The 24461-nt window shown below is 43.9% G+C and carries 18 protein-coding genes; 11 read left to right on the top strand and 7 right to left on the bottom strand.

Annotation, left to right across the window (positions count from 1 at the left end; all coding sequences use genetic code 11):
• The first annotated feature begins 275 nt into the window (after window positions 1-275).
• Together RID09_RS24160 and RID09_RS24155 are read left to right on the top strand one after the other, a co-directional pair.
• A complete protein-coding gene (locus RID09_RS24160; RefSeq protein ID WP_446338464.1) occupies window positions 276-914 on the top strand; it encodes a PEP-CTERM sorting domain-containing protein in 639 nt (212 codons plus the stop codon).
• Between the two features lie 164 nt (window positions 915-1078).
• Complete coding sequence (locus tag RID09_RS24155) at window positions 1079-1987, top strand: glycosyltransferase family 2 protein (protein ID WP_446338463.1); 909 nt, start codon at window positions 1079-1081, stop codon at window positions 1985-1987.
• Between the two features lie 59 nt (window positions 1988-2046).
• Here the strand turns inward: RID09_RS24155 and RID09_RS24150 are convergent, their stop codons facing one another.
• Complete coding sequence (locus RID09_RS24150; RefSeq protein WP_446338462.1) at window positions 2047-2616, bottom strand: hypothetical protein; 570 nt, start codon at window positions 2614-2616, stop codon at window positions 2047-2049.
• A gap of 433 nt (window positions 2617-3049) precedes the next feature.
• On the opposite strand from RID09_RS24150, the gene RID09_RS24145 reads away from it, so the two are divergent.
• The 4 genes from RID09_RS24145 to RID09_RS24130 all read left to right on the top strand — a co-directional run bounded on the left by RID09_RS24145 (window position 3050) and on the right by RID09_RS24130 (window position 14814).
• A complete protein-coding gene (locus tag RID09_RS24145) occupies window positions 3050-7033 on the top strand; it encodes a magnesium chelatase subunit H (protein ID WP_446338461.1) in 3984 nt (1327 codons plus the stop codon).
• 451 nt (window positions 7034-7484) lie between these two features.
• A complete protein-coding gene (locus tag RID09_RS24140) occupies window positions 7485-7709 on the top strand; it encodes a hypothetical protein (RefSeq protein WP_446338460.1) in 225 nt (74 codons plus the stop codon).
• 171 nt (window positions 7710-7880) lie between these two features.
• Window positions 7881-14519: a hypothetical protein gene (locus RID09_RS24135; RefSeq protein ID WP_446338459.1), complete on the top strand. Its 6639-nt coding sequence runs from the start codon at window positions 7881-7883 to the stop codon at window positions 14517-14519.
• Between the two features lie 73 nt (window positions 14520-14592).
• On the top strand, window positions 14593-14814 hold the full coding sequence (locus RID09_RS24130; protein ID WP_446338458.1) for a hypothetical protein: 222 nt from the start codon (window positions 14593-14595) through the stop codon (window positions 14812-14814).
• Between the two features lie 341 nt (window positions 14815-15155).
• Here the strand turns inward: RID09_RS24130 and RID09_RS24125 are convergent, their stop codons facing one another.
• From RID09_RS24125 to RID09_RS24105, 5 genes are read right to left on the bottom strand one after another with little or no spacing between them, the layout of a single operon-like run.
• The gene (locus tag RID09_RS24125; RefSeq protein ID WP_446338457.1) at window positions 15156-15467 is read right to left on the bottom strand and encodes a type II toxin-antitoxin system RelE/ParE family toxin; all 312 of its coding nucleotides are present in this window, start codon (window positions 15465-15467) and stop codon (window positions 15156-15158) included.
• 8 nt (window positions 15468-15475) lie between these two features.
• On the bottom strand, window positions 15476-15733 hold the full coding sequence (locus RID09_RS24120; protein ID WP_446338456.1) for a type II toxin-antitoxin system ParD family antitoxin: 258 nt from the start codon (window positions 15731-15733) through the stop codon (window positions 15476-15478).
• Window positions 15734-15762: 29 nt separating this feature from the next.
• Window positions 15763-15885, bottom strand: coding sequence for a hypothetical protein (locus tag RID09_RS24115; RefSeq protein ID WP_446338455.1), 123 nt, complete (start codon window positions 15883-15885; stop codon window positions 15763-15765).
• Between the two features lie 4 nt (window positions 15886-15889).
• A complete protein-coding gene (locus RID09_RS24110; RefSeq protein ID WP_446338454.1) occupies window positions 15890-17023 on the bottom strand; it encodes a hypothetical protein in 1134 nt (377 codons plus the stop codon).
• Window positions 17020-18093, bottom strand: coding sequence for a DNA cytosine methyltransferase (locus RID09_RS24105; protein ID WP_446338453.1), 1074 nt, complete (start codon window positions 18091-18093; stop codon window positions 17020-17022). Before RID09_RS24105 ends, RID09_RS24110 begins: the two co-directional genes overlap by 4 nt.
• A gap of 254 nt (window positions 18094-18347) precedes the next feature.
• Between RID09_RS24105 and RID09_RS24100 the strand changes: the two genes are divergently transcribed.
• The 3 genes from RID09_RS24100 to RID09_RS24090 are packed head-to-tail and all read left to right on the top strand — an operon-like array spanning window position 18348 to window position 19021.
• A complete protein-coding gene (locus RID09_RS24100) occupies window positions 18348-18533 on the top strand; it encodes a hypothetical protein (RefSeq protein WP_446338452.1) in 186 nt (61 codons plus the stop codon).
• A complete protein-coding gene (locus tag RID09_RS24095) occupies window positions 18511-18765 on the top strand; it encodes a type II toxin-antitoxin system Phd/YefM family antitoxin (RefSeq protein ID WP_446338451.1) in 255 nt (84 codons plus the stop codon). The genes RID09_RS24100 and RID09_RS24095 overlap by 23 nt, the downstream gene beginning before the upstream one ends.
• Window positions 18758-19021 carry a Txe/YoeB family addiction module toxin gene (locus RID09_RS24090; RefSeq protein WP_446338450.1) on the top strand — a complete coding sequence of 88 codons (264 nt, stop codon included), beginning with the start codon at window positions 18758-18760 and terminating at the stop codon, window positions 19019-19021. The genes RID09_RS24095 and RID09_RS24090 overlap by 8 nt, the downstream gene beginning before the upstream one ends.
• Window positions 19022-19354: 333 nt before the next feature.
• Here the strand turns inward: RID09_RS24090 and RID09_RS24085 are convergent, their stop codons facing one another.
• Window positions 19355-20464 carry an S-(hydroxymethyl)glutathione dehydrogenase/class III alcohol dehydrogenase gene (locus RID09_RS24085; RefSeq protein ID WP_446338449.1) on the bottom strand — a complete coding sequence of 370 codons (1110 nt, stop codon included), beginning with the start codon at window positions 20462-20464 and terminating at the stop codon, window positions 19355-19357.
• 785 nt (window positions 20465-21249) lie between these two features.
• Between RID09_RS24085 and RID09_RS24080 the strand changes: the two genes are divergently transcribed.
• Window positions 21250-23787, top strand: coding sequence for a CHAT domain-containing protein (locus tag RID09_RS24080; RefSeq protein WP_446338448.1), 2538 nt, complete (start codon window positions 21250-21252; stop codon window positions 23785-23787).
• A 55-nt stretch (window positions 23788-23842) separates the two neighbouring features.
• Window positions 23843-24346: a Uma2 family endonuclease gene (locus RID09_RS24075; protein ID WP_446338447.1), complete on the top strand. Its 504-nt coding sequence runs from the start codon at window positions 23843-23845 to the stop codon at window positions 24344-24346.
• Window positions 24347-24461: the final 115 nt, after the last annotated feature.

Genomic DNA, 24461 nt, shown 5'->3' with positions numbered 1-24461 from the left:
ACACCTGTGGACAAGTTGACCTGAACTTCATAAAACCTGCCTACTGTTTTACACAAGCTTGATAAACCTGACCAACTTATTTATGAAAACTTCACAAAACCTGCCTACTGTTTTACAAACGCTTCATAAAGGGGGTGACTTCTTCATGGGAACTTTATAAAACGGCTCCGGGATGTTCCTACTTTTTGCTACTGACAGCGCTGAAGAGACAGTTTAAATTTAATAATGTAAAGTGCACCTGAAAAAACACGAAACCATCATTCTTTTTGAGAAATATGAAAACTTCAAGATCTTTTTGCTCAGCACTTATCGCCGCATCTTGTGGTCTGTCAGTCTTAGTCTTAGCACCAAAAGCAGATGCTACTAACATTACAGTATTTACAGATAAGCAAGCTTGGATAGATGCTTTGGACGAACCTTGGTTTGAAACAGAAGACTTTGAGGATCAGACATTAAATCCAGGGGTTAGCGTTATTTCCACCGTAGGTGAGATCGAAAATGGGGTTTGGAGCGATCAGATAGACGATAATCCCTTACAAACGACAACGTGGAAGTTCGATCAACCGGAAATTTGGGATGGTATCAATGCTTGGGGGGGAATCTGGGATTTAGCCGGACCTGGTGGTCCTGGCTCAAACATCGCTGCTACTGTTACTTTATTTATGGATGGTCAACAGCTTATAGACCAAGAGATTCCCAGTACTCTTCAAGGTGACTTCTGGGGATTCGTGTCCGATACGCCTTTTGATGAGGTCATGCTAACAGAGGGTAATCTGGGTGGTGGTTTCCGGGAAACATACACCTTTGATGACATGGTTTATGCCCAACCCGCTCCGGAACCGTCTTCTATACTGGGGATTTTTGTTCTTGGTACTCTCGGTGCTGGTTCAGCCTTGAAGCGTAAGAAAAAGTAAAAAAACTAGGCTCATAACTTCAACGACCTATTTGCTCGAATGTTTAATTTTTAAGGAGCAACTTAACAGTGGAGAAAACCAAAAACAACGGTTTCTCCACTTTTTGGCGGACCAGAATTCTCTTAAAAAGCTCCCCTCTAATATTATCCAATCCAAAACCAGTTATGTTTTCTATTTACATCCTCACCCACAACGAAGAATTAGACATCGCTTCTTGCATTGAATCTGCCCTGCTTTCAGATGATGTCATTGTTGTAGACTCATTCAGTACAGATCGCACGATTGAAATTGCCTCCCGCTATCCCATCCGGATATTACAGCACAAATTTGAAAGTCACGGAAAACAACGCACCTGGATGCTGGAAGCGATTCCTACTAAATATGAATGGGTCTACATTCTAGAAGCCGATGAACGCATGACTTCCCAACTGTTCCAAGAATGTCTGGACACCATCCAAAACCCCGAACACATCGGCTATTATGTGGCAGAACGAGTCCTGTTTATGGGTAAATGGATTCGCCACAGCACCCAGTATCCCCGCTATCAATTGCGCCTGTTCCAGAAAAATAAGGTCTGGTTTACAGATTATGGTCACACCGAGCGAGAAGTTTGTAACGGTTCCACAGGTTTCCTCAACGAAACCTATCCTCACTATACCTGTTCAAAAGGCTTGACGCGCTGGATAGACAAGCATAATCGCTACTCCACAAATGAGGCGGCTGAAACGTTGCGACAACTCGAACAGGGACGAGTGAATTGGTGGAATTTGTGCTTGGGTCAATCAGAAGTCGAACGACGGCGAGCTTTAAAAGATTTGTCCTTGCGTCTTCCCTTCAGACCTTTGTTGCGCTTCTTTTATATGTATTTTTTCCTCGGTGGTTGTCTAGATGGTCAAGCCGGTTTTGCTTGGTGTACACTACAGGCATTCTATGAATATCTGATTGTTCTCAAAAGTTGGGAGATGCAACAACAGCCAATTGCATCCGGAAATAAGCGACAGGAGAGCAACGGAGTAGAAACAAATAAACAATACCTTTCCTTTGATGAAGAAGCACAAATCACTGTAGGTTAATACGCCCCTACGCAGTAATTGACACACACATTAGTAAACCAATGACAGGGCGATCGCACTTATTTTAAGAGTGGTAATAACCGTTGCAATTCTCCACAAGGTGCCTGAAGTGACGCAGGTGCGTTGTCTGGTAAGTTCTGACAACGGCATTGTTCTGCTAGGTTTTTCACAGATGGTTTACAAGCCGCTTCATCTTTCTCAAATTTTGAATACTCTGTCTCCTCATCCACGGTTTCTCCCTGCAAAAAGTGTATCCAAGTCTCAATATTACGTTTAGGAATAAAGAGCGCGATCGCGTCATCGGGTTGACGACTTTGTTGGGAATCTTCGCTGAGGGCGAGATCCAACTGATTGAGTCGTTCTTGCAACCCACCTGTATCGGCATCAATCAACACAACTAATCCAATTGATACACGGTTTCTATTCTGACGATAGGCTTTGACTTCTACCGGATACTGAGTGCGTACATACTGTTCTCCCGATTGGCGACCAGGCGGACATATTTTAGCTCGAATGATGCCAGTAAAACCGCGCTTTTTCAAGAAATGACGGGCAAAAACTTCTTGCTGGCGATCCTCACAGAGAATAACTATCTGAACTCTACGCTTGGGAGTCGGGGTTGTATGCATCAGTACCCCCGCTGACATGGATGTGCGATCGCATCTAGCAAAGACAGCGCCACGACTAACCTCCCTTGAGATTCTGTGTCCTTTTATGCCTGTATTCCAGAATTGCCAATATTATGTGTCTACATGCACCCCAGCAACTCTAGAAAACTGAGTGTAATTTTGCCCAGATTGATTTAAAAGTAAAGTTTTGTGAATAATATTTAGAGCAACCACTTCTATGAATGTAAATAAATGTAAAGTAAATTGAGCAACTTCCTATCGAATTGTGTCAAACGAGGGCTAAAACGCTGCATGGGTCAGCATTTTCTGGTAAAACCACTAAAGTTGCCCTAACTGTAACGCCAAGCCGATTGTTCCAAGCGGAAGCCAAGCTAACCTTCCCTGGAACCCTACTAATGAGAAGAGAACAAGGATCAAAAGGAGCTAGAACCGCATGTTCACTCACGTCAAGTCCACCATTCGTCACATCACCCCCGATGACCCCAAGAATCGTCACGTACTGAAGGTGGTCTATGTCGTGCTAGAGCCACAATACCAAAGTGCTTTATCGGCGGCTGTCCATTCAATTAATCAAAATCAGCCGGATATCGCCATTGAAATCAGTGGCTACTTAATCGAAGAACTCCGGGACCCCCAAAACTATGAGGCATTTCAGCAGGATATTGCCAAAGCGAATATCTTTATCGCCTCTCTAATCTTTATCGAAGACTTAGCGGATAAGGTTGTCGCCGCCGTCCAACCTCATCGCGATCGCTTAGATGCGGCGGTGGTATTCCCCTCTATGCCTCAGGTGATGCGCCTGAATAAATTAGGCAGTTTCTCCATGGCACAACTGGGTCAATCCAAGAGTGCCATCGCCCAGTTCATGAAGAAGCGTAAAGAAAAGTCAGGCTCATCCTTCCAAGATGGCATGCTGAAGCTATTGCAGACGCTGCCCAAAGTCCTGAAATATATGCCCATCGACAAGGCACAGGACGCCCGTAACTTTATGCTTTCGTTCCAGTATTGGCTAGGAGGTTCCTCCCAGAATCTGGAAAACTTCCTGTTAATGCTGGCAGATAAATATGTGCTTAAGGGAAGAACCCTAGAATTTAAAGATCCGGTGGTTTACCCAGACATGGGACTTTGGCATCCCCTGTCTACGAAAATGTTTGAGGATGTCAAAGAGTATCTCACCTGGTATAACAATCGCGACGATATCTCCGAGGATTTAAAAGACCCCTTCGCCCCCTGTGTCGGTTTAGTCCTGCAACGCACCCACCTCGTCACCGGGGATGATGCCCATTATGTGGCAATGGTACAGGAACTAGAAGCCATGGGCGCACGAGTTCTGCCTGTGTTTGCTGGGGGACTAGATTTCTCCAAACCCGTGGATGCCTTTTTCTATGACACGCCCACGAGTAAGGGACAAGCCAATGTAACTCTGGTGGATGCGGTGGTGTCTCTAACTGGATTTGCCCTAGTTGGGGGTCCGGCGCGACAAGATCATCCCAAGGCGATCGAATCCTTAAAACGCCTCAACCGTCCCTATATGGTGGCATTGCCCTTAGTCTTCCAAACCACAGAAGAGTGGGAAGGGAGTGATTTAGGATTACACCCGATTCAGGTAGCACTGCAAATTGCCATCCCAGAATTAGACGGCGCGATCGAACCAATTATCCTATCCGGACGAGATGGCACCACCGGGAAAGCGATCGCACTTCAGGATCGGATTGAAGCCGTGGCGAAGCGGGCGCTGAAATGGGCAAGCCTGCGCCGCAAGCCGAAACTGGATAAGAAGGTGGCGATTACCGTGTTTAGTTTCCCGCCGGATAAGGGAAATGTAGGTACCGCCGCCTATCTGGATGTCTTCGGGTCGATTTATAAAGTCATGGAAGCCCTCAAGCATAACGGCTACGACGTGGAAGACTTACCCGAATCCGCCGAAGCGCTGATGCAACAAGTCATCCATGATGCCCAGGCACAGTATGCTAGTCCCGAACTGAATATTGCCTACCGCATGTCGGTGATGGAGTATGAACGGTTTACCCCTTACTCCACCCGTTTAGAAGAAAACTGGGGTCCACCGCCGGGACATTTAAATAGTGATGGACAAAACCTGCTGATTTATGGTAAGCAATTCGGTAACGTGTTTATTGGGGTGCAGCCCACGTTCGGCTATGAAGGCGATCCAATGCGGCTTCTCTTCTCCCGTTCCGCCAGCCCCCACCACGGATTTGCGGCTTACTACACCTATTTAGAACATCTCTGGCAAGCGGATGCTGTACTGCATTTCGGGACTCACGGGTCATTGGAATTTATGCCCGGTAAGCAAATGGGGATGTCCGGGGATTGTTACCCGGATAATTTAATTGGTTCGATTCCCAATCTCTACTATTATGCGGCGAATAATCCCAGTGAAGCGACAATTGCGAAACGGCGCAGTTACGCCGAAACCATTTCCTACCTGACCCCTCCGGCGGAGAATGCAGGGTTATATAAAGGGTTGAAGGAACTGAGTGAATTAATTGGGTCCTATCAAACCCTAAAAGACACCGGACGCGGTATTCCAATTGTGAACACAATTATGGATAAATGCCGCTTGGTGAATCTGGATAAAGATATCGCCTTACCCGAAAAAGACGCCAGTGAACTGAACCCAGAAGAACGGGATACCCTGGTGGGGTTAGTCTACAAAAAGCTGATGGAGATTGAGTCTCGGCTGTTACCCTGTGGGTTGCATGTGATTGGCAAACCGCCCACTGCTGAGGAAGCGATCGCGACATTAGTGAATATTGCTAGTTTGGATCGTCCAGAGGAAGAAATCCAGAGTCTACCGGGGATTATCGCCAACAGCATTAACCGGGATATCGACGAGATTTATCAAAATAACGACCGAGGTGTCTTAGCGGATGTGCAGTTACTCCAAGACATCACCCAAGCCACTCGCAAAGCTGTAGCGGCGTTAGTTCAAGCCCAAACCGATGCAGAGGGGCGGGTGTCCAAGGTGACGAGTCTGAATTTCTTTAATATGCGGAAGCGCACCCCTTGGATAGAAGCATTAATTGATGCGGGGTACTGTCAAGTTGACTCGGATGCAATTAAACCCCTATTTGAGTATCTGGAATTCTGTCTCCAGCAAATTGTCGCCGATAACGAACTTGGGGCGATGCTGAAAGCGTTGGAAGGGGAATATGTGCTTCCCGGACCTGGGGGTGATCCCATCCGCAACCCCGATGTATTACCCACCGGCAAGAATATCCACGCCCTTGACCCCCAATCCATCCCCACCACAGCGGCGGTAAAATCGGCAAAAATCGTCGTAGACCGCTTATTGGCGCGACATCGGGCGGAAAATGGCGGGAATTGGCCCGAAACCATTGCCTGTGTTCTCTGGGGAACGGATAATATCAAGACTTATGGCGAATCCCTGGCACAAATTATGTGGATGGTTGGGGTGAAGCCGGTTCCCGATGCGTTGGGACGAGTGAATAAATTAGAATTGATTTCCCTAGAAGAGTTGGGGCGTCCCCGAATTGATGTGGTGATTAACTGTTCTGGCGTATTCCGGGATTTGTTCATCAACCAGATGAATCTGTTGGATCAAGCTGTGAAAATGGCGGCTGAGGCGGATGAACCCGAGGAGATGAACTTTGTCCGCAAACACGCGATGCAACAGGCGGCGGATATGGGAATTAATCTGCGCCAAGCAGCGACGCGGGTGTTCTCCAATGCGTCGGGTTCCTATGCCTCGAATGTGAATCTGGCGGTGGAGAATAGCACTTGGGAAAGCGAATCCGAGTTACAGGATATGTACCTGACACGGAAATCCTTTGCTTTTAGTGCGGATAATCCGGGAACCATGGAACAGAATCGCCAGATTTTCGAGTCTTCGTTGAAAACGGCGGAGGCGACGTTCCAGAATCTGGATTCTTCGGAGATTAGTCTGACGGATGTGTCTCACTATTTTGATTCTGATCCGACGAAAGTGGTATCAACCCTGCGTAAAGATGGTAAGACGCCTGCATCTTATATTGCTGATACGACGACAGCAAACGCCCAGGTAAGGACGTTATCGGAGACGGTGCGTTTAGATGCGCGGACGAAGCTACTCAACCCGAAATGGTATGAGGGAATGCTGAGTCACGGGTATGAGGGAGTGCGAGAACTCTCGAAGCGGTTAGTCAATACCATGGGTTGGAGTGCAACGGCTGGCGCGGTGGATAACTGGGTATACGAGGAAGCCAATGAGACGTTTATCCAGGATGAAGAAATGCGGAAGCGGTTGATGAATTTGAACCCCCATTCTTTCCGCAAGGTGGTGTCCACGTTGTTGGAAGTGAATGGACGCGGGTATTGGGAGACGAGTGAGAGTAATCTGCAGATGTTGCGGGAGTTGTATCAGGAGGTTGAGGATCGGATTGAAGGGATAGAATAGTCGGTGATATGACCATTGTGTAGAGACGCGCCATGGCGCGTCTCTACATAATGATCGGGGAAAACCCATAATCTTGTATAAAACAAATATCGGGTTTAATCCCATTAACACACCAGGGGCAAAAGGTTGATTCCTCACCATCTGTACCCGCGATCGCACCATTTTATTCCCTGATGTTATAGTCGGTGATATGACCATTGTAGAGACGTTGCATGCAACGTCTCTACATAATGATCGGGGAAAACCCATAATCTTGTATAAAACAAATATCGGGTGGAATCCCATTAACCCACCAGGGGCAAAAGGTTTGATATCTCCTCACCATCTGTACCCGCGATCGCACCATTTTATTCCCTGATGTTATAGTCGGTGATATGACCATTGTAGAGACGTTGCATGCAACGTCTCTACATTCAGTGGCGACACGGAGTTCTATCGGGCAAGATCACAAATGTCTCCGAAAGCAGGTTCTCTGGGCGCCATCATTCGATCATACAAAGCAGCCGTTACTCAGTGGTGTAAAAGGAATAATTATTCATCTTTTGGTTGGCAACCGCGATTTTATGATCACATCATTCGCGCTGATGGATCATTAGACCGAATTCGAGACTATATTATCAATAATCTGGCTAAGTGGGAAGACGACAAAAACAACCCCGCAAATTTATGGATGTAAAAAATTATCAGGGAAAACCCACAACCCCGTCAAAATACCAGGGCATTGTAAACTTTTGTAATAAATGTGAAACTTCTGCGAATATTCCGGATAATACGATTATAACGATATCCCAATCCCAAGGGGGATAGTGGCAGACAAAATCATCTAAATTTTGGATAAATAAACGCTATGCCTATCAATATCGCACCATCCACTATACCCAACGGTTTCGTTATTGATGAAATTCTCGGCAATCTATTTGGGTTCGGTTCTGTAGTCAAAGGTAACGGTGACTTTGATGGAGATGGGTTTAATGATTTCCTGATTAGTGCGCCGGGAGCTGGTTCGGGTTTGGGTGAACTTCATGTCGTTTTTGGCAGCAATGATTTAACCACTTCTTCCACTCAGACTATTTCCCTAAATTCCCAATTATCCTCGCTAGTATCAGTAAGTATTGGCAATATTAATGGTGATGGCACAGATGACATCATTATTGGTGATCCTTTTGCTAACAACACAAATAATCAAGGTCGAACTTATGTCATTTATGGTGATATAAGTCGGTCTATAGCTACCAATGTAACTAGCTTATCGCCAGGGCAAGGCTTTACTATTGTTAATAGCGATAGTAATGCAAATATTTCAGACGTATTAGGATGGTCAGTTAGTAGCGGAGATATCGATGGTGATGGCACAGATGATGTGATTATTGGAGATCCGGCTGCTGATTCTAATAATGGAAATGTTCATGTCATCTTCGGTACAACTCTTAATGGTGGTCACTCAGGTACATTCGATATTAGTACTGCTCCTCCTACCGATTTTCTGACCTTTAGCGATCCTAGTCCTAATCCTAACCCAAAAGGTTTAGGATCATCAGTGGGAAGTGGAGATATCAATGGAGACAATAAAGATGATGTAATTATCGGTGCGCCTGATACTAATATTTTCAATGGGGAAACTTATGTAGTCTTTGGCTATGACACACGCGGGAGTATAGCTACGTCTACTACAAGTTTAACTGGTGCCAATGGTTTTATATTTCAAGCCGCTTCACAAGAAATATTAGGCTGGAAAGTCAGTAGCGCCGGCGATATTAACGGAGATAGCAATGACGACTTCATTGTTACTGCACCTTCACCAGTCATTGTTACTGCACCTTCACCAGCTCTCAATCTTCAAGGTCGCGCTTATGTCGTCTATGGCAACCACTCAGGCTTCCCATCAACTCTGACTACTAGCAGCATAATTAATAGTACTGGTACAGATGGCTTTTATATTGATGGTCTGAATAACAATGACTTCTTAGGTTACGCAATTAGCGCCGCCGGAGATGTCAATGGTGATGGAATTGATGATTTCCTGATTGCCGCACCTTATGCAGATACCAATAGTCTCAACGATTCTGGTCAAGTATATGTAGTTTATGGTCGTCAAGGAGGCTTTGGCTCAAATCCAAAACTTGATCTTAATAGTTTAGCACCAGATCAGGGTTGGTTCGTTGAAATTGATGGTCTTGCAGATACTGATTTAACTGGGTTTTCAGTGAGTGATGCCGGAGATGTAAATGGTGATGGAATTGATGACTTCTTAATTGGTGCACCCGGTACTAACGGTGGTGTGGGTACTAATTATGTTGTCCTTGGTCAAGAAACCGATAAACCCATTCCAGAGACAACCGCTGTTGATATCACAAATACTTACCCTTACCTCGACCCTTACCCTTTAATTGGAGAAAAGCGCACATTTATAGTTAGCTTCGACAACGTCGCCTCTTCTCCCGGAAATGTCGGTTATGCTCCTTTTGTCAATTTGTACCTCGATACCACTGGTACGGATGGGATGGCTGATGACAATGGGGTAATGACAGATACTTATGATGGTCTTACCCTGATTCCTAACGGCATACGATACATTCTTGACCAAGATATTTCATCGGTTGTTGACCCTGATACTGGTAATACGATTAGCGATGGGTTGCATTCGGTTCCTCTGAGTGTTTTGGGGATACAACCAATATTAGCAACCATCTACCTTGATAACTCTGGAAATCTTGTAGTAGATCATCCTTATGCTGGCACAATCGGAGTTCCATCAGGATTTAATCAAGGAGATACATTATATGTAATACCCTTACCTCAAGGTAGTTTTACCCCAGATCAACCCGATGCTAAACTTGAAATTGACGTTCAGATCAGTAATTTAGCTGACTATAATCAGCCGCTCAAGCTCTCTACTAGCGGTGGTTTCCGGTTGGGTGCAAATGCCGTATCGAACAGTCAGCCAATTGATCCAATAATGGAATCAAATGACGACGTTACCGAAAATTATTTAAAACCGCTGCTGTACCGAATTAGTAAATACTATGCAGGTCCGGAAAACGAAACTGTCACTGGAGAAAACTTCAGTAAACAGTACAATATCTCAGTGGGTATTGCGCCGGGACAGACAATCGATAACCTGGCAATTCAGGATATTTTGCCCGATAATCTCCAGTTTAAGAGTGTTGTTAGTACGAGTGGCGGTACACCTACTATAACTAAAACTCCCCCTGGTTCAGGTGGTACTCTAATTGCTGCCTTTCCTAATCCTGTAACAGGTAATGCCAGCCTCAATTTTGATTTCTATATCCCACTCTTAGACAACAGTACTACTGACGTTATCAACCCTCAAACTGGGAATGCAGTTACTTCAACAGATATCGCTAAATTAGATCCAAGTCTTGTATGGAATCCGCTAGATCCACGAGATGGTCAACCTTTCGCCGGACCCTACAATCCTCCAGATAATACTGCCATCACCTTCATTGAACCCAATGCAACTCATACTCTATATGATCGGTCACTCGCTATTCAAAAAACCTGGAATCGAGTATTACCAAATGGTGATACCAAAGCACTAGGATTAAGTCCGGGAGATGTGATTGAATACACCATGAATTTCCAGGTGTCTGATTATTTCGCCTTCGGGAATGTCAATATCAATGATATATTTTCCGATGGTCAGAAATTCGATACCAGTTTCACCCCGACTTTTACAATTAACGAGCATAATGTCGTTACTACCGGTTCATTTACCAACTCTGGAGACTTCACTTTTGTCGATCCAAGTGGGGGTAGTAGTGGCACAGTTAACTTAGATATTTCTCAAGCGTTATTGTCATTAGCTCCACAGTCTAATCCTAATGATAAATTATTAGGTGGGAATATTTTTGACTCAGGTGGTTATGGTGCTACTTTTGGTGCAACTACAGGGCAAATAAAATTCCGCACAGTAATACAGGAAGATTTTACGGGAAGTTTTCCTGATACATCGGTTGACAATGGTGACTTTTTCAGGAATAATGCCACAATTACAGGGGATGTTTTAAATGTTAATCCTGGTCAAAACTTCGCTCCTCATATCGACACTGGAAATAATTTACCTTTCAATGAGTCAGATTCTAGTAGCACATACTTCTACTTACCTCGTGGTAAATTTAATAGCAATTCGGGACAAGATGATGGCTATGAAGTAAGCGTTTTTCAGATTAAGGACAGTGATGGGAATCTGAAAACTGGTAATACTGTTGTAGCTGGGGATGAAGTTACTTATCGGATCAAATATACTCTGCCTTTTGCCGACATAGAACAGCTAAAATTTACATCTTTCCTTCCTTTACCTGTTTTCAATGAAAGTCTCAGTCGATTAGATATAACAACGGTACACAGTGGACCACCTGTTTTAGAGCAAATCGTTTATGGTCCGATGGATACGCTTAATACCTTTTATGGTAGCGTCAATCCAATCATACCCTCGACAGGTCCAAATCTTTCTGTTGGGCGTCAAAACAATTCTTTGCTGTTCAACTACGGAAACTTTGACGATCCTAACACCGTTGCACCCCAAACTATTGACCTTCTCTATACCTTAGAAGTAGGAGATCAGGTAACCGAAAATAACCTGTTACTAACTAATCTGGTTTATGAACAAGAGGGTAGTACCAATGGTGGTTCTCGCGCCTTTGCTAAATATGCCTTACTTGAATTAGCGCAACCAGAACTCAAGATTACTCAGGGTGTAGTCGCAACCAGCGAAGCTAATGCTGTGTTTAGCGAATTTTTCCCTGTTATTGGAAATTCTCCCAATCCTCCCACCCTTGGATTTACTGCTCCTGGAACCCCAGGGGTAAGATTCACTGGAACAATTGACTCCAATACTCTTAGCACCACTAATTATTTCGATAGTGATATAACGGCTGATTTGAGTGATGCTCCGGGTAGTAATCTAGCTCATAATGGAGATAATAATTCAATAACGGATTTAGTCACCTATGCCATCATTCTGGAAAACACTGGCACAAGTCCTAATGGTGCATTTGATGTACTGATTAAAGATAATCTGCCCACAGGATTAAAGATACCCATCGGCGGGCTAAATCTTCAAGTGGCTTATGGGAATGGTGCTTTGATTAATTCCAGTGGCATTAGCTTTTTAGGCGGTGGTCCTGACGGAATAAGCGGTACTCCTGATGATCTCTTTGGTAATGGGATTCGCTTAAATGATTCTGCTACAGGTGCGATCGCCGCTTATAATTCTACCAGTGGCGATAACGTTGTAGTCATAACTTACGACTTGGAAGTAGATGATAATCTTGACGACGAGACGATCATTACCAATAAAGCCATTTTAGAAGAATATTCCAGTTCTGAAGGTGGTGCTAAATTCTTACCTGGCTCTCAGTCGCTGACGGATGATGCTCAAGTCAAAACACAACCTTATCTTCAAGAACAATTTCATACATTTCTAGATTTGTTAGATGGTATGCCAGGTAATTTACCAGAAAACACTGGTGTTACAGGTGCTGCAGGTGAAACGTTTACAGCCTTGCCTTACCTGGGGAGTGGTGACTTAACCTACAATGTGATTGTGAACAAAGGAGCATTGACAGTATATGATTCGACATCAGGAGTCAACAATCTATTCAATCCTTTTGATTCAATAGATTTAACTAATCTTGAGTTTCAGTTTAAACCATTTTTAGGGTTCTTGTTCAACGGAGGCTATACCGTTAGTGTCGAAGTATCTGACTCAGATACTACTAATAATCCGGCGGGTATAGATTTTGATGTCCAAGATACTTTTGACTTTACGATTGATCTGCTTGGAAAAGTAACCAACAACGACATTATTGGTGCAACAGTCTTCTTCGACGCCAATCGTAACGGAGAATTAGACAACAACGAATCCTTCGCTATCACCGATGCCCAAGGCTCCTTTACCTTTACCGATGACTTACTTATCTATGACACCAATAGTGACGGAATTCTCGACATCTCTGAAGGTCAAATCGTCTCCCTGGGTGGAATTAACACCGCCACAGGATTAACACAAGACACCGCCTTCATCGCCAGCCCTGATGCCTCTGTAGTAACCCCATTAACTACTGTCATCGCTGAATTAATCGCACGAGGATTGACGCAACAGCAAGCCAATGATTTATTCACTAACGCCTTCTCAATTCCGAATACCATTGACATCAATACCTTCAATCCCGTAGAGGCGATCAATAATAATCAAACTGATGCCGTTACCGCCTATACCGCCCATAGCCAAATTGCCATCTTAATCAGCCAAGCGGCTACCATTGTTTCACACTTCGCCAACGCCTCCCCAAGTCAAATCCTGGATAATCTGGTAGGGGCAATCGCCAATAAAATCCAAAGTGGTATACCCTTAGATTTAACGAATCCTACCCAATTGGAAACCATAATCACCAATGGCGCCGGAATTCCAGCTGGAAACACCAGCCTTATCCAAGGATTCGCTCAAATCATCGCCGCCGCCAACCAAACTATTCAGGATTTTGCGAATACGTTGCCCATAGAATCTCTGGAAGTGCAATTTGCCAAAGTAGAAAAGGTGGCATTGGCTGAAACCAAACAAGATATCCAAGATGTTCTCAACGGAAATAAAACCATTACCCAAGCCATAGAAGAGAACACGGGTACAGCTTTACAAAACCAGATTGATACAGCACTTGTCTTCAGCGCCGATCCTACTGATATTGCTCTGACGAATACTGCAGTCGCCGAAAATTTACCGATTGGTGCAGCCGTTGGTACTCTTTCTTCTGTAGATTCCGAGTTAGGAGAAACCCATTCCTATAGTTTAGTTTCTGGCACAGGAGATACGGACAATAACGTATTTGAAATTGTCGGCAATACCCTAAAAACCAAAGCCTCCTTCGATTACGAAACCCAGAATTCCTATAACATTCGCGTCCAAACCTCTGATGGTAATGGTGGCATTTTCTGGAAGGAATTTACAATTGGTGTCACCGATGGAAACGAGATTCTCGAAATTGTCGGGACAGAAAAATCGGATATCCTTTTTGGTACTCCTGACAACGATATCATTGATGGTTTAGGTGGAAATGATACCATCTACGCCAATCAGGGTGATAACACCATCTATGGAGGTGTTGGAATTGATCGGATTGACACGGGTGACGGTAATAATTTCATCGATGCTGGTGCTGGAAACGATACCATCTACGTGGGTAATGGCGACAATATCATCTATGGTGGTCTAGGCAACAATACTATTTGGCTCGGTGGCGGTCAAGATACGGTTATCCTAGAACTAGGCGATGGCTTCGATAGCATCCACAACTTCCAACTGGATCAAACTATCTTCCAACTCGGATCAGGTTTAACCACAGATGATCTGTCTATCTTTGATAGCACAAATGGAGCAGAAATTTTTGCCGGTAGCGATCGCCTAGCTGTGGTAAATTGGACGCAAGCTAGTGTCATCCAAAACAATCTCTCCAGTATCTTTGTCTAATCAGATCAGCTAAGTAGGTGGGACGAATTAAATGTAAAACGCACATCACTAAAAGCATTAGGGTGAAAGTGACATGACCATTGTAGAGACGCGCCATGGCGCGTCTATACATTCCGTAGCGACACCGAGTTCTATCGGGCAAGATCACAAATGTCTCCGAAAGCAGGTTCTCTGGGTGCAATCATTCGATCAGACAAAGCAGCAGTTAGTCAGTGGTGTAAAAGGAATAATTATTCATCTTTTGGTTGGCAACCGCGATTTTATGACCACATCATTCGCGCTGATGGATCATTAGACCGAATTCGAGACTATACAGCAGTTTGCTCTGCTATGCGGTACATTGTCGATCCCCCTCGCATCCCCCTTTTTAAGGGGGACTTTTATTTACTGTACTTTATTACAGCGCAAAGCGCTGTATTATCAACAATCCGGCTAAATGGGAAGATGACAAAGACAATCCAGCAAATTTGTGGATGTAATTTACAATGATTAAATAATCTAAAAATAAGAAATAATTTATTGAAACCGCCAACGAGTTAGGATGTCCGATTCCTGAACCCAAAAGTCGCTTGATGGAAAGCCTAATTGATAGAGACTGAAGTGCGATCGCGTTTCTGTGTCGATGTATGCGATCGCTTAGTCTTGATCATCTTCCCCAAATAACGCCTCCAGATCGCGATAACCGCCTACTACCCGCATCACCTCGATTCCATTTGGAACCAGACGATAAAAAATTAGATAATCCTCTAACGGTACACTCCGCAAGTTGGGATATAGTTCATCTCGTTGACGTCCCATTCGGGGGAACTGAGATAGCATTTTGAACTTCGTGTCAATCTTCTCAAGAAAACGCTCTGCCGTTTCAATACTTCCTCTCTGGGAGATATAGTCCATAATACTCTCTATATCTCGGCTTGCTGTCGGTGTAATTCGGCAAACATTGCTCATCAATTAGCCTAAGCGCGACGCTGTTGCAATTTCTCTTGCAGCCCAATTATAACGGTTTCTGCGTCTAACAATTCGCCTCGTTCAGCCTCTTCAACTCCAACCATAATCTCGCGGCGTAATTCTTCAAACCGTCCTTGATAAAGATTTTCTCGTTCCTGTAGCAGCTTAATACCAGCCAAGAAGACTTCATCAGTAGAGGCATACTTGCCGCTAGCAACCTGATTGTTGATAAACTGTTCCAGTTCCGGTGGCAATGTAATTGGCATACTAAAATCAGCCTCAGATTAACCTGCTGCTATTGTAGCGCGATCGCATCTATACTTTCCCGAAGAGCGATCGCGCTTACTTTCAGTGGATGCGATCTTTCCATGTTCGACGGTAGGGGCGCACCGACGTGCGCCCTTTCTCGTGTGTCCATGATATCAGTCGCCTATTTTCTGATCCCCGTAAGAGATACCAAAATGTTCAGATAATATTTCATTCCACTTAATCTTATGAGTAATTTGAAGCTCAGAATCTGCTTCTATCAATATGGAATATTTATTGATAAAAATATCTAGTGAACTTATCAATCTGAAATAATACTTCAAGGTGGGTATGGTTCCGTTAATAATTATTTGGCAACCATGATTTTTCTCTATTTCACTAATTTCTATATCAATTAATTCAGAATCTGAGTTTTCAATATCAGATGATGAAAAAATACAGTATCTTTGTGGGTGGTATTTCACTATTTTTTCCTTAGCTATACGAATCATTTGCACATCAATTTTCTTGCCCTGTTTAATTTCAACAGCTTCAAATAACTTATTGTTTTCATCAAATACTTCAATATCACCTGCACTTCTAGACGTTAGATCGGAAGCTGTATGACTAGCTAACTTTTTTAAGGTACATAATTTATATCGTTCAACTTCTTCAATCAAAATTTGATAAATGGCATAGAATGCAAGAACTGGAAGTTTAGATGCTCCATGAGTTTTATAATTAAAATTAAAATGCTCTTCTAAACAATCAACTATAACTCTAATATTAAGCCTTGCATTATTTTCTATTTTAGTAATCTCAATTTTATTGGAATTGGCATTTTTGATAACTTGCCCTAAAAGTATTTTCAATACTAAATCTGCTTGGTCAGGATTTTTTTGAACCCAATCTATAAGATTCAGAAATGCTTCTTTAACTGATTTATTACCGATTTTTCCTGGGTAATCAAGAGTGTAGGGTTTAGGTTGTTCAAGGGAGCGGGTTAACCAGCCACTTTCAGCCATTGCAGGAAGCCCTAACTCTTGTAAAGTAGGAGTAATATACTGTTTATCTATATTTCTACCTGAAAAACCTCCTATTTGGGCTTGATGAAATCTAATATCTTGGTCTGGGTTAAGAGTTTTATGCAGTAACAAAGTTATTAAGACTGTATAAACTCCTTTTAATCGAGTACAGTTGTTGGCAATCTTGGAAATAAAGTCTTTGTAAGTATCTGGTATTTCACCTTTAATATCTTCAGCATTGGTAGCTTGTTTATAAACCTGTAATAATTTTTCTTTGTGATTCATAACCGTAATCCTGGTATTTGCAATTGAATAAACTTTTCTTTCTTTTCAGCTATAAAATCATTTTCCTTTTCTTCTTCCTGACTACCAATAAATATTTGTTCCTTTAATTGATGAGCAATTTCAGAAACCATGGGAATGCAGACCGAGTTTCCCACTTGCTTGTAACATTCTCCTAAATTATTGTGGAGTTTAAAATTCTCTGGAAATCCCATAATTCTATAACATTCTTTAATCGTCAATTTGCGAACGGCGTTTTCTTTAGGAAGATAAATAAAGAATCGCCCCGATGTCTCTTGAGAAGGTATTGTAGGATGTATGCCTTCTACTGAATAAATTCTATTGGGTTGATGGTGAACCCTAGATAAATGATGAGTATTGGGTCTAACTCCTTTTTTCCAAATACTCTTATTATTCCGATATCCTACAAAAATTAATCCCGATTGCTGTTGTTTGGGTTGATCTATTAAAGTATAGCTGTCTGGATCTAAATATTCAAAGTTTTCAGAATCGGATAGAAAATTTCTTAATTTTGCTCTAGAGTTTATTGTTTTCAATTTATTAAAATTAAATCGTTTCTTTTTGGTAGCAACAATAATTATTCTTTCCCGGTTTTGAGGAACTCCAAAATTTTTAGAATTCAGTAGGCTATAATTGACTTTATATCCCAAGTCTTCTAAAGAGTACAAAATCACATTTAGTGTTCTACCTTTATCTTGATACATTAAATGTTTTACATTTTCCAGAAGAATAACTGGAGGTTTTTTTGCCGCAATTATTTCACAAATGCGAAAAAATAATGTGCCTCGTGTGTCCTGAAAACCTTTTCTTTTACCACATATACTAAAAGGCTGACAAGGAAACCCCGCCGTTAAAACATCAAAATCAGGAATACTATTAATGTCTATTCTTGTAATGTCACCTGCGGGTCTATCTGAAAAATTATTAAAATATACTTCCTGACACTTGGAATCAAGTTCACAAGAATATACGCATTCATAGCCCGTTCTTTCAAAGGCAATTCTAAATCCACCAATTCCAGCAAATAAATCAATAAATTTAACTTTTCCCATTCCTGTTATTCAACAAATTTAATTCTCTTATTATAAAACATAGTCGCACCTTCACGCAGCTCCAAGAGGAAGCCAACACAATTATCGAGTTAACTATGCAAGGCTGCATCCCGATCGCACGTACCGTTTCAGTGGATGCGACTTTCCCTGTTCGACGGTAGGGGCGCACCGACGTGCGCCTTTTATTATTGTTGTGCGCCCTATATTTAACTAACTATAAAATAACAGCAATACTCACTCTATAAAATCTCACGTTGGCGAAGCCTGTTCCGAAGGAACGTATCGCACTATCCCAAATCAACAGGCGGTTGCGATCGCCAAATCCCAGACACAATCTCAAATTGACACTTGACTTTGACGTGCGTAGCTCAGATCAGCTAGGCTATACTTGTACAATTAAGCCGACAGCTTTTAGGGATGAAAGTCGTAACGTTTACTGAAGCTAGAAATAAACTGAAAGCCATTTTGGATCGGGTGGTTAATGATGCTGACTATACTATAATCACCAGACGGGATGCTGATGATGCCGTCGTTATGTCCCTTGAGTATTTCAATAGTTTGCTCGAAACCGTTCATTTGTTAAAATCTCCAGCCAATGCAGCTCACTTAGAACGCTCCATTGCTCAATACAAACAAGGACAGGTAACCGAGAAAGATTTATTAGATGAGTAATCGGAAGTTAGCCTGGACTGATGAAGCTTGGGAGGACTATCTTTATTGGCAAAATCAGGATAAGAAAACGCTTAAAAGGATTAATAAACTGATCAAGGCAACTAAAAGTCTTCCCTTTGAGGGGATTGGCAAACCTGAACCGTTGAAAGAAAATCTATCGGGGTTTTGGTCACGTCGTATTGATGATACTAATCGTCTTGTCTACGCGGTAAATGATAATTATCTAACGATTATTTCTTGTCGCTATCATTATTAAGACAGTAGGGGCGCACAGACGTGCGCCCTTTATTATTGTCGTGTATTCTATATTTAACCAACTATAAAATCACAACAATACTCACTCTAAAAAAAATTCGCGATCGCACTCTACCCAATTAACAGACAATTGCGATCGCGCTCCCTGATTACGCTTAATTCTAGTACGATAATCTTAGACCGGTTATTCCCATGTTCCAATGACTTCTACAATGGGGCGTTTTTACATGATCAGGTTCGCTCCCCTGCGGCTAAAGAAAGGGGCGGGTTTAGTCACGTTAGAGGTTGTTTCCAAAACGTTATGGGTAAAACCCGCCCCTACCACCCAGTTGCCTTAAAATGTCACCACACTGCGAATCGATTCCCCTTTGTGCATTAAATCAAACCCCTCATTTATTTTCTCCAAGGGCATGACATGGGTAATTAAATCATCAATATTAATCTTTCCTTCCATATACCAATCCACAATTTTAGGAACATCAGTGCGTCCCCTTGCTCCACCAAACGCGCTTCCTTTCCAAACTCGTCCGGTTACCAATTGAAACGGGCGCGTACTAATTTCTTGTCCAGCACCAGCTACTCCAATAATCACACTCTCGCCCCATCCTTTATGGCAACATTCTAAGGCTTGGCGCATGACATTGACATTCCCAATACACTCAAAACTATAATCAGCTCCCCCTTTGGTTAACTCCACCAAATACGGAACTAAATCTCCTTCGACTTCACGCGGATTAACAAAATCTGTCATACCAAACTTTTCGGCCAATTCCCGTTTATCTGGATTAATATCAACGCCCACAATTTGACTCGCGCCTACCATTCGCGCTCCTTGGATCACATTTAAGCCAATCCCACCGAGTCCAAACACCACAACTCTGGAACCGGGTTCAACTTTGGCGGTATTAATCACCGCACCAATCCCCGTGGTTACGCCGCAGCCGATGTAACAAACCTTCTCAAAGGGCGCATCTTCTCGAATTTTCGCCACGGCAATTTCTGGTAATACGGTATAGTTGGCAAAGGTAGAGGTTCCCATGTAGTGATGTAGCATTTTGCCATTACTTGAAAACCGACTTGTGCCATCGGGCATGACTCCTCGTCCCTGAGTTGCCCGAATCGCCTGACAGAGATTGGTTTTGAAACTTAAGCAATACTCACAGTTACGGCATTCGGGTGTGTAGAGAGGAATCACATGATCACCGGGTTTAACGCTGTTTACCCCGTCTCCCACCTCCACGACTACACCTGCACCTTCATGTCCTAAGATAGCCGGGAATAGTCCTTCTGGGTCTTTGCCAGAGAGGGTATAGGCATCGGTATGACAAATACCTGTGGCTTTAATTTCGACTAATACCTCCCCAGCTTTGGGTCCCTCTAGCTGAACCGTTTCAATCGTTAACGGTTTACCTGCTTCGTAGGCGATAGCTGCTTTAACGTCCACTTCTCCCCTCCTGCTTGTGGTCTTAATGCACTATCGTTTAGTGTATCCCTAGAGCGTCAATCGATGTAATCACACTGAGCGCTCAAAAAAAGCTTAGAGTAGGGGCATGACATGTTTCCTACAGATGCAGGTTTCATAAGTGAAGGGTTTCGCGAACCCTGACAGATTACCTCTTTGACTGCAACTTGGTATCACTTCTCCCTTTTTCAGAGTAATTTTCTGGTATCTCCCTATCGTGCAACCATTGTTAAGATAAAAGAGACTTAACCCCACCGCAAGGGAGCCAGTCTGTACAATCAAAACTGAAAAACTACCCTAGGGGCAGGTTGAGTCAAATCGGGGCGAAAAAAAACGATAATCGTGAAACCCACCCCTACATCCCTTAAAAACGTTTTCATCCTGATGTACCGATGTAACGGAAAAATCCAGGATTTTCCTTAACCACTAGGGCTAAAAAAAATCCCTAGCCCAAATCAGTGAGCCAGGGAACGTCAATCAGGGTGCATCTACCATTTCACTCTTCGGGAATAGGCGGGGTTCATCCGGAAAAATTCGCCAAGCCGTTCTTCAATTGGAGTTCAGTAACATCCAGAACCGAAAAATTCCAGCGTTTTCAACCAGGATTAACCTCTTGTCCCTCCTCCATAAGGTCAAAATGTCTCATTGAATACCCGTGACTCGCCCTTATGTGCCTAAACTCTCTATGGAAACTTTCACAGAATTAAATCAATCTATATCTAAAGACACTATGAATGCGATAAACCTTGAAAACCCAGTAAAAACCCTTGACATTCAGCAAACTTGACCAGGCAATAGCAGTGGCACAGGAATTCCATCTCTCTGTGACCCCTTTGGGGGACGACCAGCAGCATCTAGTGCGGATTGAACGAGTCGCACCGGGGGTGCCTTTGGCAGAAGAACAAGTCCGTTGGCCCATGGATGAGTGGTTAGCGCAAGCTAAACAACTGATGAATGATCCCCTCCTCGGCTTGTTACAAGGGGGGTCTGGCGGTATGGATGAGCTGTTTTTTTTGCCTAACTCAGATCAGCAAGTGCGTCAATCCTGTAAAAACCTGGTGGCGCTGGGTCAGGAACTTTATAATGCTTTATTTCAAGGGAGCTTGCGTGATAGCTGGATGATGGCACAAGCGATCGCGCAAAATCAACGCACCGTATTGCGACTGCGCCTGGGACTCAAAGGGAATCGCTTACCCCGCTTACCCTGGGAAGTCCTCCATGCCGGCGATCGCCCTTTGGCAACGGGGACGGATGTCGCCTTCTCCCGTTATCAACTTAGCGCCGGGTTGATGCGACCGATTCATTCCCTTCCCCCTCAACCCAATCCTGTCCTGAAAATTCTCATGGTAATTGCCGGACCGAGTGACCAAGAGAGTTTAGAACTGGCACAGGAAGCAGCACACTTACAAGAAGAACTCAAAAGCCGTTCTCGCCAAGAACCCCCAGCGATTCAACTCACCATTCTCGAACAACCGGGACGAGAACAACTCACCCAAGCCTTAGAACAAGGTCAATATCAAGTCTTCCATTATGCGGGTCACAGTAGTCTGGGGGATTCTGGCGGTGATGTTTATTTAGTCAGTAATAAAACGGGGTTAACGGAAACCTTGAACGGCAATGACTTAGCCGGATTGCTGGCAAATAACGGGGTGCAATTGGCAGTGTTTAACTCCTGTCGTGGCGCCTATACAGCCACATCAAACCCCCTAAACAATGGCAAAGAGCGCAATTTAGCCGAAGCCTTGGTCAAGCGAGGTATTCCCGGTGTCCTGGCAATGGCAGAACGAATTCCTGATGAAGTGGCACTTACCCTGACTCGCCTACTTTATCGGAATCTCAATCAAGGCTATCCCATCGATCTGAGTCTGAGTCGGGCGCGACAGGGGCTAATTTCTGCCTATGGTTCCAACCAATTATATTGGGCGCTGCCCGTGCTTTATCTGCATCCCGAATTTGATGGATTCCTAACTAATGTGGACGATGACTATCACAATCGGGAAGAACGATTACAGTTACCGGAACCACCAGACATGCCTTTAGTCTCTGACGAAAGTGACACCGAACTATTTACACGACCTATGTTAAACACAACGTTAGAGAATGAGGATGAATTCCTGCTAGAGGATAAATTGCCCCTAGCTGAGTATGAGTATACATCGAGCCAAAATTTGTTGGATGAGACTCCCTCAGACGATGATGGGGATGATCCGTCTAGCTTTATTAAGAGTTTACTCGAACAACTCGATAGTGACCCAGAGATCGAGGAACCTAAGTTACCTCCCTTAGACGCAAAGCATCCACCTACAACGACGCCAGGGAAAGCAAATCAGGACGTATTAATCCCGCCGCCTCAAAAATCCACGGTTTTCTCAGAAGCGCCAGTACCAACACCTCCCCCAAAAACAGCTACGCCATCACCTCAACAGACGGTTAAACCTAAACCCCAGCCAGCGCAACCGAATCAAAAGGGGTGGCGTTCCTGGCGGGTTGCACCTAAAGTGGGGATTGGATTAGGTGTCGGTGCTGTCGCGATCGCACTTTTGAGTTTCGCCTTGCTTTGGAACCGTCAGCCGCAACCGGGTGGGTTAATTACATCGCTTGAGTCTCCTGTGCCGAGTGTACCCCAACCCTCAGACTTAGATAGGAGCAACTTAGCGCAAGCCGACACTAGTCGCGTTACAGCTTTAGCGATCGCACAATTAGGTCAAGGGAAGATCGAAGCCGGAACGGAAGCTGTGGAAGCTTTGCTCAATCGAGGTGCATTGTCTCAAGCTGATGCTGCACTAGGGGCTGTTTCTCCCTCCCAATTGGATAATCCAACCATCAGTTTCTTGAGAGGACGTCTGGCTTGGCAATCCCTTCAAACGGGGGATACAAACTATAATATCAGCGATGTGCGACGGTATTGGGAAACAGCAGTTAAAGCCCAACCTGACTCGGCTAAATATAATAATGCCCTTGGCTTTGCTTACTACGCAGAAGGAGATTTCGAGCGAGCTAACAATGCCTGGTTAGATGCTCTCACCTTAATCGAACAAGAGGAAATCGATGCAGATGTGGCGGGAAACGAGGCGAAGAAAGAAGCGCTAACGGCTTATGCTGGACTGGCTTTAGGATTCTGGAAATCTGCTCAACAACAGCCCGCCGAAAACCGCACCAATCTTTTAAATGAATCGTCGAAACTGCGGCAAAAAGTTCTCCAAGATGACCCCGTAAATTTTCAACCAGACGCCCTGAGCCAGAACTGGCTTTGGTCCGAGCAGGCGATTCAAGATTGGCGATCGCTTTTAGGAGAAACGCCATAAAATCGGCATGGGTGGGTTTCAAAAATTCGATAAAATATGCTGTTGTAATACCTGTATGAATATAGCAACGATTACTCTGCCTTCTCGGATAAAATTGAGTATCGATTTAACCGATGATCAGTTCTTTGAGCTGTGTCAGAGAAACCGAGATTACCGATTTGAGCGGACAACATCAGGGGAATTACTAATCATGTCACCAACGGGTAGTGAAACGGGAAATCGCAATATTGAACTCGCCTATCAACTCCAAGCTTGGAGCCGCCCTAATAATTTAGGGATTGCCTTTGATTCCTCCACTGGCTTCAAACTTCCCAATAGTGCCGAGCGTTCCCCTGATGTCTCTTGGATACGCCGGGAACGATGGGAAGCGTTAACTCCGACACAACGAAAGAAGTTTGCCCCGATTTGTCCAGATTTTGTCGTAGAATTGCGTTCGGAAACCGATTCCCTGAAAGAACTACAAGAAAAAATGAGAGAATATAGGGATAACGAGGCAAAATTGGGATGGTTAATTGACCGGAAAAATAAGCGAGTTCATGAACCGCGCCTTACTTCGTGAAGACGCGGATTGGCAGAGATAACCTGTCAGTAGAGACCTTCCATGGACGGTCTGTACATGAATAAGGGCATGAGTTGGTAGGGGACAATCACTTCCGGACGCTTCTCTAGTTCGG

The organism is Coleofasciculus sp. G1-WW12-02 (assembly GCF_040219735.1).
GTDB lineage: Bacteria > Cyanobacteriota > Cyanobacteriia > Cyanobacteriales > Coleofasciculaceae > Coleofasciculus.
Note: the sequence above shows the minus strand (reverse complement) of the source record. Positions and strands in the feature narration are given on the sequence as shown.

Excerpts from the sequence above, each read along its gene's own strand:
- RID09_RS24160 (WP_446338464.1), top strand. The coding sequence starts at position 276 with ATGAAAACTTCAAGATCTTTTTGCTCAGCACTTATCGCCGCATCTTGT.
- RID09_RS24155 (WP_446338463.1), top strand. The coding sequence starts at position 1,079 with ATGTTTTCTATTTACATCCTCACCCACAACGAAGAATTAGACATCGCT.
- RID09_RS24150 (WP_446338462.1), bottom strand. The coding sequence starts at position 2,616 with ATGCATACAACCCCGACTCCCAAGCGTAGAGTTCAGATAGTTATTCTC.
- RID09_RS24145 (WP_446338461.1), top strand. The coding sequence starts at position 3,050 with ATGTTCACTCACGTCAAGTCCACCATTCGTCACATCACCCCCGATGAC.
- RID09_RS24140 (WP_446338460.1), top strand. The coding sequence starts at position 7,485 with ATGTCTCCGAAAGCAGGTTCTCTGGGCGCCATCATTCGATCATACAAA.
- RID09_RS24135 (WP_446338459.1), top strand. The coding sequence starts at position 7,881 with ATGCCTATCAATATCGCACCATCCACTATACCCAACGGTTTCGTTATT.
- RID09_RS24130 (WP_446338458.1), top strand. The coding sequence starts at position 14,593 with ATGACCATTGTAGAGACGCGCCATGGCGCGTCTATACATTCCGTAGCG.
- RID09_RS24125 (WP_446338457.1), bottom strand. The coding sequence starts at position 15,467 with ATGAGCAATGTTTGCCGAATTACACCGACAGCAAGCCGAGATATAGAG.
- RID09_RS24120 (WP_446338456.1), bottom strand. The coding sequence starts at position 15,733 with ATGCCAATTACATTGCCACCGGAACTGGAACAGTTTATCAACAATCAG.
- RID09_RS24115 (WP_446338455.1), bottom strand. The coding sequence starts at position 15,885 with ATGGACACACGAGAAAGGGCGCACGTCGGTGCGCCCCTACCGTCGAAC.
- RID09_RS24110 (WP_446338454.1), bottom strand. The coding sequence starts at position 17,023 with ATGAATCACAAAGAAAAATTATTACAGGTTTATAAACAAGCTACCAAT.
- RID09_RS24105 (WP_446338453.1), bottom strand. The coding sequence starts at position 18,093 with ATGGGAAAAGTTAAATTTATTGATTTATTTGCTGGAATTGGTGGATTT.
- RID09_RS24095 (WP_446338451.1), top strand. The coding sequence starts at position 18,511 with ATGAAAGTCGTAACGTTTACTGAAGCTAGAAATAAACTGAAAGCCATT.
- RID09_RS24090 (WP_446338450.1), top strand. The coding sequence starts at position 18,758 with ATGAGTAATCGGAAGTTAGCCTGGACTGATGAAGCTTGGGAGGACTAT.
- RID09_RS24075 (WP_446338447.1), top strand. The coding sequence starts at position 23,843 with ATGAATATAGCAACGATTACTCTGCCTTCTCGGATAAAATTGAGTATC.